Genomic DNA, 13,164 nt, shown 5'->3' on the forward strand with positions numbered 1-13,164 from the left:
TATTTTATACATCCCTATTCTGATTTTTTCCTTGAGATTTTTTCACTATGAAAATTATTCCATATTTATTTTATTTTATTTTTCGTGATGTTGGGAAATATTTTTTTAATGTGAGTGTTCGTGCAAACTTTAGGGCGATAGGTGTAAATATAGGTTCAGGGGTTACTATATTTTATGATAAGTCGGAAAATTTAGTAATCGGAGATTTAGTTTCAATAGGGAAAGGTACTCTAGTTTTTGTTACTGATGAAAAAAATAAAGGAAAGCCTTCTTCCTTGACAATAGGTTCCAATACTACGATAAATGAATATAATAATATCCGTGCATCTGGTGGCACGGTTAAAATCGGAAAAAATTGTCTTATTGCTCAGTTTGTGACTATCATTGCGAGTAATTACGATATTGACTGCACCGAAGAATTATCTGAAATTCCTTGGGATGATAAAAACGCCTTTGTAACCATTGGTGATAATGTTTGGATAGGTGCGGGAGCCACTATACTTCCCGGTGTAACCATTGGGGATGGCGCAGTTGTTGCTGCAGGCGCTGTTGTTACAAAGGATTTACCTGAAAACTATATTGGCGGCGGTGTTCCCATGAAGATACTCCGGGAACGTAGGCGAGGTATTTAATATTGTTATTCACTTCAAATAATTATCCTTTATGTATTAAGGTTGTTTTTCTTTTATTAATTGGATAAGCACATGCTGGTTTTTTATGATGATAGTGAAGATTTTGGCGGCCATGAAGCGATGACATTAGCTGCTGTTAGGCATCTCGCGGTGGTGGAAAAAAAAGATGTAGCCTTTATTTTCTTCAGTGGTAATTTGAAAATTGCTGCCGAATTAAATTTTATTAAAAAACAAGGTGGAGAAATAAATCTAATTCCAATAGATTATCATTCGCGCCGTTTACAATCTGTTCGTACTTTGTTTTCGTTTGCGACGATTTTTAAAATTTTTCGCATATTAAAAAAAATTAGAGCAAATGTCGTTATAGTTGCGCAAGGACGAATTGAATCATGTACCGTAGGATTGGTCGCTGCAAAACTAGCGGGGTGTCGCACGGTCAGTTATATTCCTATGGCGCATCAAGTTGATGGGAATTATTTTTCAAAAATTGTCAAGATTCTCATTAATTCCATTTATTATAATTTGGCAGATAAGTTTATAACGATCAGCGAATTAATGAAAAATGAACTACTGATGCGCGCACCTGGACAGGATGTTTCAATCGTAAGAAATGGTCTGGATTTAAACAATCTGGTTCATCAAGAAAAAGTCAAATCTCGTACAAAATTGGGAATATCAGAACATGATTATGTAATTGCAATCATTGGCAGAGTTTCTTTCAAGCAAAAAGCACATGATTTTTTGGTGGAGACTTTAAGTCGTTTCAAAGAAGATCTTGGCCTGCTCCGATTGATGGTGGTAGGTGATGGACCGGATCTGTCAAAATTAAAGGAGTTAGTTATATCCTACGGTCTTGAGGATCGGATAATATTTTGTTCTTGGTCAAATGATTTGTCCCCGGTATATGCTGCCGTTGACGCATTGGTTATTCCCTCATGGTATGAGGGAGTACCGTTAGTAATGTTGGAGGGGATGTACTATGAACTTCCTATTGTTGCGACGCGACTGGATGGTATGTTGGAAATTTTACCAGAAAAATGGTTATTTAGTGCAGGTAATAGCGAAGAACTTTTTTCCTTATTAAGGAATGCGTCGAATGAGAATATTTTTGATAAAAATACCCTTACTGAAAATAGAAATTTAATTCTTCGTGATTACTCGTTACCTGTATTTGGGGCTAGTTTTACTGATGCAATTTATTATAGTTAATAAAATCTCAGAATTTTTTACTGCTTATAAAAAAATATTTCATTGGAAATATTTTCTAGTATTTTTAATAATATAGTATCGCCATTTAATTCAAAATCCATTCCTGCATAATTTATTATAAATATAATCTTTTTGCGCGCATACCATATTTTCTTTTGTAAGATAGAATTTTCTATATTCAATAATTTAGAGCATGTATGTGGTGATGTATTTAACAGCTTAAAAGTTACCCCCAATCTATGATAATCTTGAATTTAAGATTTGAATTAATCTATTGAAAAGTAATAAATTGATTAATATAAATACTTACGTCGTATACGCCGTGATATTTTTTTCGGCGCTTTCGTATATTTTCTCTTATATTATGATTGTGAAATATGAGAAATCCTATTTTAATGTTTTGGTGCCTTTGGCATTTTTTCAGGTACCCATTTATTTTGTTTTGGAACCACTTAATATTGCTATCAATGGACTGCAAGGTAGTTTATTTGCATACACATACATATATTCATGTTATGTAGTTAAAGTGGTAATATTTGCATTGGTGTATCGTTATGTCAGGCCGATTAACTCTCGCTTCATCAATACCATTGCAGATAGAAGAGAAAATGTGGATTTAAAGTATCTTCATATAATACTTATTTTCATTTCCTATTTATTTATGTTCCCTATCATGTATGAATATAGAGATTTATTGGCTACGCCAAGAAATATTTATGAGAGTACACGAACTGGTTACGGGATTTTCCTTTTCACATCTGCACTCCTGAATAATCTTTCTTTTATTGCTTTCATTTTCTCGAAAAAGAAAACTTTTACTGGATCAGTTTTATTTATTTCAATTTTATTTTTTAATATATATATTCATGGCAGCAAGGGGCAATTTGTTACTATTTTGATGATTTATTTTGCATATGTTGCTTATGTACTTAACCGAAAAATGAGTGGAGGAAAGTTTTTAATTAATTTTGGTATATCCGCGAGTTTACTTATTTCATTGTTTGTGATTTTCGCATCACAGCAGCGAAATATGGTAGAGGTTGTTGTTAATATATCAAACTACTCAGATTATACAAGAAATGCTAATATGGTAATTGATAGCGATTTCCCGACCCAGTACGGTAAACTTCTTATAGAATCGAATTTGTACTCGAGGTTGCCAAGGGTGGTCTATCCAGATAAGCCAAAAGATTTCGGCTATTTTTTACTTGCAAAAACATTTTATCCTGAATGGTTTGAAAACGACTCTGGTTCTCCGTCTTTCGGAATTGGTGGGATTTGGGCAGATTTTGGAATTTTTTCCATATTTTATTTTCTATTTTGGGCTATTCTTCTAGGTGTATTATTTAAAACTTTAGCGGTTAAATTAAAAGAAAATTCAAATATGGGACTATTTATTCTGGTGCTATTTTTTATGGGGATTGATCTGATTCCATTGGGGACGGGATATCTGGTTGTGGAGCATTTGTTTTTGGCAATAATTATTTCATTAATTTCTTCGAGAAGAAAACAAGTATTCTAAAAAAGTAATATTGGTTCATGAAAGAAGGAAAATAATGATTGATTTGTGTTATGACGCACGTTGGTTAGGAGCAACTGGGATCGGCTCTGTCGCTGCAGCTATGATCAAGAGAAAACCTAACGATATTTCTCTGCGTCCACTTACTTATTCTGGAAGAATTTCTGATCCGCTTTCACCATTTAAACTTGGTTCGGAATTAAGGAAGTTGAGAGCGGATGTATTTTGGTCGCCAGGGTTTATTCCGCCATTTAGTCCGAAAACTCCTGATGTGATTACCGTTCACGATCTAACGCATCTACATTATTATAGCGCTGCACATAAAATTTATTATGATTTGCTATTGAGAAATATTTATAAAAAGTCCTCTAAAATAGTTACTGTTTCCGAATTTACAAAAAATGAATTAATGGAGTGGGGTGGATTTTCGTCTGAAAAAATTGATGTGGTTTATAATAGTGTTGAATCAGGTTTTAACTTCAATGTTGAGAAAATTAATTTAGGATGGCCTTATATTTTTTATGCTGGAAATCGTCGTGAATATAAAAATATAGATCGTATGATCGAGGCTTATTCGCTATCTGAACTGCCTGGTGCTGGTGTGAAATTACTTCTCACAGGAAAATTAGAGTCAAAAATTGGGGCACTTCTTGATAAATTGAATATTCAGACCATGGTCGAATTTTCTGGCTTCATTCCCGATAATGACTTGCCGCGATATTTTAAGGGGGCTCTGGCTGTAGTTTATATTTCTTTGTATGAAGGGTTTGGTTTACCGATACTTGAAGGTATGGCAACAGGTGTGCCAGTGATCACTTCCAATTTGAGTTGTATGCCTGAAATTGCTGGAAATGCGGCGTTTCTGGTTGATCCATTAAATTTGGAAGAAATTTCTAGCGCAATGAATAAAATTGCCTCTGATGGATATTTCAGGAATAGTTTGATCGTAGCGGGACTAAATCGCGCAAAAGACTTTAGTTGGGATGTTTCATCGAGAAAGTTTTGGGATATTATTCGGGAAGTTGGTGAAAATAGATGAATAGAATCGGCATAATCATCCCAACCTATAATCCAGGTTCTATGTGGTCTGAATGGATGGCGCGTTTCAAGATGCAATCACTGATGCCGGACGTCCGGCTAATAGTGGACTCGAGTTCGACAGATGGTGTTTTGGATTTGAAAACTCGTGATGTATTTGAAGTACATACTATCTGCAAGGGTGACTTCAACCATGGCGGCACGCGGCATATGGCGATGGAAAGAATTGCCAAGGATGTCGATATTGTTGTTTTCATGACTCAGGACGCACTATTGTTCGATTCATGCGCATTACAGAATCTTGTACGAGTATTCGCTGAAAACGGCAATGTGGCTGCAGCGTATGGACGTCAGTTGCCACATATAGGAAGCCGGCCAAGTGAGGCACACGCTAGGATATTCAACTACACCGACCGCGACATGTTAAAATCGATTGCATCTAAGGATGAGATGGGAATAAAATCCATCTTCATTTCAAATTCATTTTCAGCGTATCGCGTAAAGGATTTGATGGATGTTGGCGGATTTCCGTCGAACGTTATTCTTGGAGAAGATACAATGGTGGCCGCTAAGCTTTTATTAGCTGGCAGAAGTATTTCTTACCAGGCAAGTGCTTGTGTGTATCACTCACATCATTACAACTATGCTCAGGAGTTCAGGAGGTATTTCGATATCGGCGTTCTACATGCGCGTGAGTCCTGGTTATTAAAAAAATTTGGTAAGGTTGACGGCGAAGGCATGCGCTATTTATGTTCTGAAATGCGTTTTCTAATGGGATCAGCTTGGTACCTGATTCCATCCGCACTGATTCGAACAGGGTGTAAATATGCGGGCTACAAGATAGGCCGATATGAAAGATTGTTGCCTACCAAGCTGAAGAAAGCACTTAGCATGTATAAAGTATATTGGTTGAAAAACAGCTAATTTCCAATAGTTAGCTGTTAGTTTCGTATGATCAAATTTCTCGTCGCAGCATGACTCTGTTCCGCGCCAGAGCCATGCTTGACGAGTTGATCGGCGGTTTGCCACCGAAATCGTCCCACCGGTTGTAGCATATCGCATAAACTTCAGTTCATGAGCTCAGGCATTCATCCCCAAGCCCGCACGACCCCGAAAATCCGGTAGGAAATCAAGGAGTCTGGGTTGTCCGACCGCGAGGCCGGCATCGGGCTCATACGCTGCATACTACGCTGAGCGCGACGCAGGAGGCTATCGTGCTGTCACTGCGCCAGTCGCTCTATCTGCCGCTCGACCACCTGCTGTACATTACCCGGCAATATATCAATCCCGACGTCTCGCGCTCGGGCACTGCCCGTTTGCTCAAACGTGAAGGCATGGCCCGCCTAGAACATGTCATTCCCAAGGCCGAGGGAGAAACGATCTAGGCCAAGAAGACTTTCAAGGACTACGAACCCGGCTTCGTTCACGTCGACATCAAATACTTGCCGCAAATTCCGGACGAAAGTGCGCGCCGCTATTTGTTCGTGGCCATTGACCCCGCCGCGCGCTGGGTGCTCCTGCACATCTACTGTCACATGAGCGATAGAAGCAGCCTCGACTTCTTGCGCAGCCTTAAGCTACGCTCGCCGATCTGTATCATCAAACTACTGACCGACAACGGTTCGCAATTCACCGACAGCTTCACAACAAAAGATAGGAAGCACTGTTGCCAGCACGCTGTCGATAAAGTCTGAACCGCCATGGGCATCGAACACCTCCTGGCACCGCCCCGGCATCCGAAAACGAATGGCATGGTCTAACGATTCAATGGTCGTATCAGCAAACTATTGCACCAGACTCGATTCGACATCCGGGCCGATCTGGAGACGACCTTGATCAACTATTTAAAGCTTTACAACCACCACATTCCACAATGGGCCATCGGTGCTAAAACATTCATCCAGATCCTCAAGGAATGGCAGCAAAAGAAGCCGGACCTATTCGTGAAGTGCGTTTATGATCAAGCGGAACTGGGCACTTAGCAACTGCAAGTAACGGCTACTTAAAATAATAGAGCAGGGATTCCTTTTGATATTTTTCACTCTTAGTATCTGCATTATTTATGGCACGAAGCCAGTGTTGTACCAACACCTTCTTCCCAAAGTCATTGACGTTACACGGATCAGAACGATCTGCAGTGCTAAGCGCACCGATATCCGGTCCCGGAAATCGGTTAAGAAGTGGTGCCCATTGAATTTCAGGCACCTGCTTTCCGATTATTCGGTCGCAACTTGCGCTTAGGCCAATAAGCCACTTATTGATCTTTGTGCTGAGACTCATCGACTTGATTACCTGCCGGACATCATTCACGTAGTTCGAGCGCGTAAATTTGTCACTGATAAGCCGTCCTTGCCACAATGCGTAATCAAACTTAATATTGTGAAAACTTGCTGTATCAAGAGCCAATTTCAGCTTCTTATAACCACGGCCACCTTCCAACCAGTCACGTACATTCGTTCCGGTTATGCCAATCGGCAAAAAAACAACGCGATCCGCCATACCTGACTTGATAATTTCCTGCCCTAGCGGCAGCAAAACGCCGTCACTCATGCAATCAGTCCAGGGAAAGGGCAAGTGAGCAAATATTTCTCCTCCATCTAAACCCATTTGATACAAGCCTTGGGTCTCGCTTAAACTCGTCAAGGAACACTTCGCTGGAATGCCCTCTTGTAGAATTAATATGTAAACATCTCGAGCGTTTGCCGAACAAAATGATAATAACAATGTTACTGTGAAAAAAAACTTAGCAACCAATAACATAGCGGCTCCATTTCTTTAATATTCTTTTCGCTAAAAATACAATTGCCACAGAAACAAAAATAACTATAATAATTTCCGCAACCAACTTTATAATCGAGTTGAAATAATTTATATTTTTCCACATTTTGTTAAATATGACTTCCATAAAACCATGAATAAAAAATAGGCCGAAACTTATTTTTGCAAAAAATCCAAGGGTTTTGTTTTCATGCTCAAAGAACTGCTCAAAGAGGAAAAAAATAGCTATCAACAAAAATAGTTTTCCCGCTAGAATATAATTAAGCATCCCCAGCCCGCTTAAAAAACCATTTGGCATACTTTCAAGACCTGGGAATAAAAAGCAAAAAAATACAAAAAAAGAAAAGGAGATAAATATAATTGTTATCTTTGTTGTTGTTCTTAGTTCTTCCAAAAATATAGAATTTTTTGCAGCAAGAATTCCAAGTAAATAGAATCCAAAGAAATGAAGAAAAGATAATATTGCATTTGTATTGTATACTGGGCGTGCGGAAAAAATACTGAAGGCCAGACTTATAGCGGTGAGAGTGCAGAGCAATTTCGACTTGGACAGAATTATAAAAATTGGAGTGAAAAGGAAAAAAATTGTGATCATCGGAATGAACCACATAGGACCTACGGCAATCCCTCCAGAAGTCAAAGACCAGAGGATGAAGGTCAAGGGAGTCAAACCATAAAGACGATACTGATAGGTCATTACCAAAAATAATATGGCTGGAAACGAAAGAATTAGATACGGCATAATAACGTATCGTGCCTTTTTTGAAATGTAGGCTCTATATTCAAATTTATTTACTTCAAGGTAATAAAAAAGATAACCCGAAATAAATACAAACCAGGCTGTCGCGTCGCCGACAATATAGTACAAATAGCCACCAATCTGCTCTATCTCTTGAAATGATCTAATATGGGAAAGCATAACAAAAATTATTGCGATTCCGCGAAAATTTTCCAGAGAATATCTAAACTTCGATTTCATATTTAACTCAACTAAAATTACTTAAGTACTGCTTTTATTGATTCAAGCCACATTGATGCCATTTTCTCTTGGCCACTTTGATTAAGATGGCAATTGTCAAATCTGTATTCATTTCCTAGTGAGTTATTGTTCGGCCCCGGATAACGTTTTAATTCAGACATGCCACCTAAAGCCAACTGTGCCGATTCAATATTTTGATCATAAATAGTACCGCAGCGTGAATGTACGGCGATTATCCAGCGTTCAATTGCAACCTTGCTGCTGACATAGTCAAGCACTGATCCAACTCGATTAACATATGCCGTCTGGTTCATCCCTAAATTCGAAGAACCTTGATGCCAAAAAGCGAGATTAAAGGTAATTCCTTGTTTCTGGATTAGCGCAATCGCATTGTTTAGCTTACTAAATGCTGCTCCACCAGTCTGCCAGTCTTCCACTTTACTACTACCTACACCAATTGGCATAAATACCACTTTATGCGCAATACCTGCCTCGATAATTTTTTTCCCAAGCGGCATCCACATTGAACCTTTATTACAGTCAGCCCATTCAAATGGATCGCTGGCAGCCTTCATCGAGCCATCTTTAGCTATTTGAAATACGTTATTGACAGCGCCGTAAACATGTTCATTACAATTTGACGATATTGACTGTCCGACGACCAAAATTCGAAGTTCTGGTAATGGATCGGTAATGCCCGGGGAAATAGGCTTATCGGGGATACTGCTTACATCTCCGCCGCATGCTGCAACTGTCAGACTGAAAAACAACAGAACAAGAAATTTAATCAGACGAAAATTTTCTATAATAGTAGTTATTTGCATATAATGTAAAAATATCACTGCCTCACACATACGAAATTATGTGGAAACTTGATGTTATTTGGTTTTGTGAAAACAATAGTTTAACCTATCGCTACTCAAAGGCTGCTCGAAAAATCAATTTTTTGGCGTCTTCATTTTGTTATACTTTCGATTTTTTAGAAGGTCGATTTTTTAGGTCGTGGTTACTTGAAATCGCTTTAAGTTCTATCCGGATTCAGTATTGGCACAGCCTCAAGGCTTCATGCCACTGAGGCAGACCGCAAAAAGTATCTATCAGGCGTTGTGAGGACAGCGCCGAATTGGTGGGACGTTCCGCCGGCACCGGATATTTTTTGGCCTCTATCGCATTCTAACGCGGTTTCTTATCCACTGACGCATGGGCCATGATCGCTTCGGTAAAACCAAACTAAGTAGTCAGACGAAATTTATTGTGAATGCAGTTCCGAAACCTTTCATCAAGGATTCCACCTCGCTCAGCAACTCGCTTCCGTTCAGTCCGGCGAAACGGCGCCAGAAGTACTTGGCCTGTTTCCACAGAATCTCGATGCGATTCAGTTCCAGGCTGTAAGGGGGCAAGTAATACAGAAACAGCCCCTGTGCCATCCATTTCCGTCGGCATTTCTCGATCTGCGGCCCCTTGTGAAATGACGCATTGTCCAGTACGACAATGCGCGGCACGGTATGTTTTTGTGCCGCGAGCTCGTCGAAGAAAGAGATCACGTCGTCGCGTACTGTCGGCCGACGTTGCGTTCGCCGTACAGCTTGTGGTCATGGCGCAGCGCTCCCAGGACATTGACGCGCTCGCCATGCGACAGCGGTTCCACGCCACGCGTCTGTCCAATCGGCGACCAACCCGACTGAATCGGCGGATTCGGGCTGAAACCGGACTCGTCATAAAACAGCAATTTGCACTGCCCGGCACGTGCCTGTTGATCCAACTCGCGGATTATTCGTGCGGCCTTGCCGCAAGGTTCCAGCGGATGCTTTTTTTTAAACTGTAGCGGTAGCGCTTGTAGCTGAACTGCATCTCGTGCAGATATCGTCTTGCCGTTTCCTGGCTGATGGCTGGCAAACCTTCCGTTTGCGCCAAGGTTCGCAGCAGGCTGTTGGCGCTGCCCCCATCGGCTTGCGCCAATGCTCGTAGTGCCTCTTGTTGTTGATCTGTCCACTTGCGTTTGTGCCCGGTATGATGGCCTTCATATAGACCCATCAGCCCTTGCTTGTTCCAGCGTTGCCGCCATGCTTCAATGCTGTTCAGATGGACCTGGAATTCATTGGCCGTTTGCTGCAAAGTCAGTCCCTGGCTCAATCGAACTATCGCTTGGGCACGTATGCGTACACGTGGATGCGGATGAAAAACACCCATGTCGCGCAATGTTTGCTGTTCAGCCTGTTGCAGTACCAGTAATTTCATCAAATCAACCCCTGCGTCGTTGCCTATCAGGCTTTGACAGGAAAAATTGACGAATTACTTAGCGCGATGATTTCTCCCAAACCTTGCAGGCTGCGTTCCAGTTCGTAGCCGACCTGGCCGGTTTTTCCTGTAATTAAGATACGGCTCATATTTGTTCTCGTAAATCGTGGCGTGGTTGTATTACAGTGTTCAGGCGAAAACGTCGGCATTGGCCAGCAGTGTGCCGGCCTTGTCCTTGCCAGACAGTAACGGTTCGCCGTCCAGCGGCCAGTCGATACCGATCGCCGGGTCATTCCACAGGATGCTACGCTCGAACTCCGGTGCCCAATAGTCGGTGGTCTTGTACAGGAACTCTGCGCTGTCGCTGGTCACCACGAAACCGTGCGCAAAGCCTTCCGGTATCCATAGCTGGCGTTTGTTGGCCGCGGATAAGGTCACACCTACCCAGTGGCCAAACGTCGGCGAGCTCTTGCGCAGGTCGACGGCAACGTCGAAGACTTCGCCGGCCGTCACGCGTACCAGCTTGCCTTGTGGCTGCTGTATCTGGTAGTGCAAGCCGCGCAACACGCCCTTGGCCGACTTGGAGTGATTGTCCTGTACGAAATCGCGCGTGACGCCGGTCAGTTCGGCAAAGCGCTTCTGGTTAAAGCTTTCGTAGAAAAAGCCGCGATCATCGCCAAATACGGTTGGCTCGAGGATCAGGACATCAGGTATGGCGGTGATTTGAATCTGCATGGTGTGAAATGAGCCGTTCAGGCGTTAGTATATTTTTTCTTCGAGCAAGCGCAGCAGGTATTGGCCGTAAGCGTTCTTTTTCAAGGGTTGTGCCAATGCCTCGAGTTTGGCCGCGTCGATGTAGCCGCGACGGTAGGCGATTTCCTCTGGGCAGGCAACCTTCAAGCCCTGGCGGTTCTCGATGGTGGCGATGAATTGGCCCGCTTCGAGCAGGGATTCATGCGTGCCGGTATCGAGCCAGGCCATGCCACGGCCCATCAGTTCGACGTTCAACTGTCCGCGCTCCAGATAGGTGCGGTTGACATCCGTAATTTCCAGCTCGCCACGTGGTGACGGAGCGATGCCGGCGGCGATATCGCACACCTGGCTGTCGTAGAAATACAGGCCGGTGACGGCATAGTTTGATTTTGGTTTGAGCGGTTTTTCTTCGATGCTGACGGCGCGCCGCTGTGCGTCGAAGTCGACGACGCCATAGCGTTCCGGATCGTGCACGTGATAGGCGAACACGGTCGAGCCGCTGGTGCGTGCCGAAGCTTCGCGCAACTGTGTTTCAAAGTCATGACCGTAATAGATGTTGTCACCCAGAATCAGTGCCGATGGTGCATCGCCGACAAACTCTTTGCCAATGATGAATGCCTGTGCCAGGCCATCCGGGCTGGGCTGCACGGCATAAGTCAGGCTGATACCCCACTGGCTGCCGTCACCCAGCAATTCCTGGAAGCGTGGCGTATCTTGTGGCGTGGAAATGATCAGGATGTCGCGTATGCCGGCCAGCATCAGGGTGGTCAGCGGATAGTAGATCATCGGCTTGTCATATATGGGTAGCAACTGCTTCGATACGGCCATGGTGACGGGGTACAGGCGCGTGCCGGAGCCACCAGCGAGGATGATGCCCTTGCGTTCGATGGTGGTTCCCATTATTGCTGCTCCTGGGCCGTATCGCGTGCCGCGTAGTTTTTCTCTACCCACTTCAGGTAGTCGCCCGACTGGACATCGCGTACCCATGCCTGGTTGTCCAGGTACCACTGGACCGTCTTGCGGATGCCGGTGGCGAAGGTTTCGGCCGGTTTCCAGCCCAGTTCACGCTCGATCTTGCGCGCGTCGATGGCATAGCGGCGGTCGTGACCAGGGCGATCCTGCACATAGGTGATTTGGTCGCGATAGCTGCCGGACACTTTCGGGTCCAGCGTGTCGAGGATATCGCACAGGGTGTGGACGACTTCCAGGTTGGCCATTTCATTCCAGCCGCCCACGTTGTAGACCTCGCCCAGACGTCCCGCTTCCAGGACGCGGCGAATCGCCGAGCAATGGTCGCCTACGTACAGCCAGTCGCGCACTTGCATGCCATCGCCATAGATAGGCAGGGCTTTGCCGGCACGGGCATTGCTGATGATGAGCGGAATCAGTTTTTCAGGGAAATGGAAGGAGCCATAGTTGTTCGAGCAGTTGGTCGTCAGCACCGGCATGCCGTAGGTATGGAAATACGCGCGCACCAGATGATCGGACGCCGCTTTCGATGCCGAGTAGGGGCTGTTTGGCGCATACGGTGTTGTTTCCGTGAATGGCGGGTCATTCGGTTTCAGGGTGCCATATACCTCGTCGGTCGAGACGTGCAGGAAGCGGAAGCCGTCCTTGGCTTCGCCTGTCAGGCCGGACCAGTAAGCGCGCGCCGCTTCGAGCAGGCTGAAGGTGCCGTTGACGTTGGTCGAAATGAATTCGCCGGGGCTATGGATCGAACGATCGACATGGCTCTCTGCGGCAAAATGCACGATGGCGCGTGGCTGGTATTCTGCCAGCAGGCGGGAGATATGGGCGGTGTCACAAATATCGCCGCGTACAAAGATATGCCGAGGGTCTTGCTCCAGGCTTGCCAGATTGCTGAGATTGCCAGCATAGGTCAGTTTGTCAAAATTGATCACAGGCTCATCGTTGAGCGCCAGCCAGTCGCGTACAAAATTGGAACCGATGAAGCCGGCGCCGCCAGTCACTAAAATCATGCTGTTATCCTTTTTCTGGAATATTGCCACAATGCCCCC

15 protein-coding genes and 1 pseudogene are annotated in these 13,164 nt (G+C 43.8%); 6 read left to right on the forward strand and 10 right to left on the reverse strand.

Features of this window, described 5'->3' with window-relative positions; all coding sequences use genetic code 11:
• The first annotated feature begins 47 nt into the window (after nucleotides 1-47).
• From CSQ93_RS29725 to CSQ93_RS00750, 6 genes and pseudogenes are all read left to right on the forward strand, one after another.
• Entirely contained in the window at nucleotides 48-632 is a 585-nt protein-coding gene (locus CSQ93_RS29725) for an acyltransferase (protein WP_099376311.1), read from the forward strand.
• Between the two features lie 72 nt (nucleotides 633-704).
• Nucleotides 705-1,841, forward strand: a complete 1,137-nt coding sequence (locus tag CSQ93_RS00735; RefSeq protein WP_099376312.1) for a glycosyltransferase — start codon at nucleotides 705-707, stop codon at nucleotides 1,839-1,841.
• Nucleotides 1,842-2,211: 370 nt separating this feature from the next.
• Entirely contained in the window at nucleotides 2,212-3,363 is a 1,152-nt protein-coding gene (locus tag CSQ93_RS28630; RefSeq protein ID WP_158301064.1) for an O-antigen polymerase, read from the forward strand.
• 34 nt (nucleotides 3,364-3,397) lie between these two features.
• On the forward strand, nucleotides 3,398-4,399 hold the full coding sequence (locus CSQ93_RS00740) for a glycosyltransferase family 4 protein (protein ID WP_099376313.1): 1,002 nt from the start codon (nucleotides 3,398-3,400) through the stop codon (nucleotides 4,397-4,399).
• Nucleotides 4,396-5,322 (forward strand): glycosyltransferase family 2 protein, encoded by a 927-nt coding sequence (locus tag CSQ93_RS00745; protein ID WP_099376314.1) that lies wholly within the window; start codon nucleotides 4,396-4,398, stop codon nucleotides 5,320-5,322. Before CSQ93_RS00740 ends, CSQ93_RS00745 begins: the two co-directional genes overlap by 4 nt.
• A 204-nt stretch (nucleotides 5,323-5,526) precedes the next feature.
• Nucleotides 5,527-6,380, forward strand: a pseudogene (locus CSQ93_RS00750) (DDE-type integrase/transposase/recombinase).
• Between the two features lie 16 nt (nucleotides 6,381-6,396).
• On the opposite strand, the gene CSQ93_RS00755 reads toward CSQ93_RS00750, so the two are convergent.
• The 10 genes from CSQ93_RS00755 to rfbB form a co-directional block, all read right to left on the reverse strand.
• Nucleotides 6,397-7,158 (reverse strand): hypothetical protein, encoded by a 762-nt coding sequence (locus tag CSQ93_RS00755; protein ID WP_233515976.1) that lies wholly within the window; start codon nucleotides 7,156-7,158, stop codon nucleotides 6,397-6,399.
• Nucleotides 7,142-8,155, reverse strand: coding sequence for an acyltransferase family protein (locus CSQ93_RS00760; RefSeq protein ID WP_099376316.1), 1,014 nt, complete (start codon nucleotides 8,153-8,155; stop codon nucleotides 7,142-7,144). Before CSQ93_RS00760 ends, CSQ93_RS00755 begins: the two co-directional genes overlap by 17 nt.
• 17 nt (nucleotides 8,156-8,172) lie before the next feature.
• Nucleotides 8,173-8,979, reverse strand: coding sequence for a sialate O-acetylesterase (locus CSQ93_RS00765; protein WP_158301066.1), 807 nt, complete (start codon nucleotides 8,977-8,979; stop codon nucleotides 8,173-8,175).
• Nucleotides 8,980-9,393: 414 nt separating this feature from the next.
• Entirely contained in the window at nucleotides 9,394-9,699 is a 306-nt protein-coding gene (locus tag CSQ93_RS00770) for a transposase (protein ID WP_099376318.1), read from the reverse strand.
• Nucleotides 9,696-9,917: a transposase gene (locus tag CSQ93_RS00775; RefSeq protein ID WP_099376319.1), complete on the reverse strand. Its 222-nt coding sequence runs from the start codon at nucleotides 9,915-9,917 to the stop codon at nucleotides 9,696-9,698. The genes CSQ93_RS00770 and CSQ93_RS00775 overlap by 4 nt, the downstream gene beginning before the upstream one ends.
• An 8-nt stretch (nucleotides 9,918-9,925) precedes the next feature.
• Nucleotides 9,926-10,393, reverse strand: a complete 468-nt coding sequence (locus CSQ93_RS00780; protein WP_099376320.1) for a helix-turn-helix domain-containing protein — start codon at nucleotides 10,391-10,393, stop codon at nucleotides 9,926-9,928.
• Between the two features lie 26 nt (nucleotides 10,394-10,419).
• A complete protein-coding gene (locus CSQ93_RS00785; protein WP_324847104.1) occupies nucleotides 10,420-10,542 on the reverse strand; it encodes a hypothetical protein in 123 nt (40 codons plus the stop codon).
• 40 nt (nucleotides 10,543-10,582) lie between these two features.
• Complete coding sequence (rfbC, locus tag CSQ93_RS00790) at nucleotides 10,583-11,128, reverse strand: dTDP-4-dehydrorhamnose 3,5-epimerase (RefSeq protein WP_099376321.1); 546 nt, start codon at nucleotides 11,126-11,128, stop codon at nucleotides 10,583-10,585.
• A gap of 24 nt (nucleotides 11,129-11,152) precedes the next feature.
• Entirely contained in the window at nucleotides 11,153-12,046 is an 894-nt protein-coding gene (rfbA, locus tag CSQ93_RS00795; RefSeq protein WP_099376322.1) for a glucose-1-phosphate thymidylyltransferase RfbA, read from the reverse strand.
• Entirely contained in the window at nucleotides 12,046-13,125 is a 1,080-nt protein-coding gene (gene rfbB / locus CSQ93_RS00800) for a dTDP-glucose 4,6-dehydratase (protein WP_099376323.1), read from the reverse strand. The genes rfbA and rfbB overlap by 1 nt, the downstream gene beginning before the upstream one ends.
• Between the last annotated feature and the right edge of the window lie 39 nt (nucleotides 13,126-13,164).

The organism is Janthinobacterium sp. BJB426, from assembly GCF_002735705.1.
Classification (GTDB): domain Bacteria; phylum Pseudomonadota; class Gammaproteobacteria; order Burkholderiales; family Burkholderiaceae_D; genus Janthinobacterium.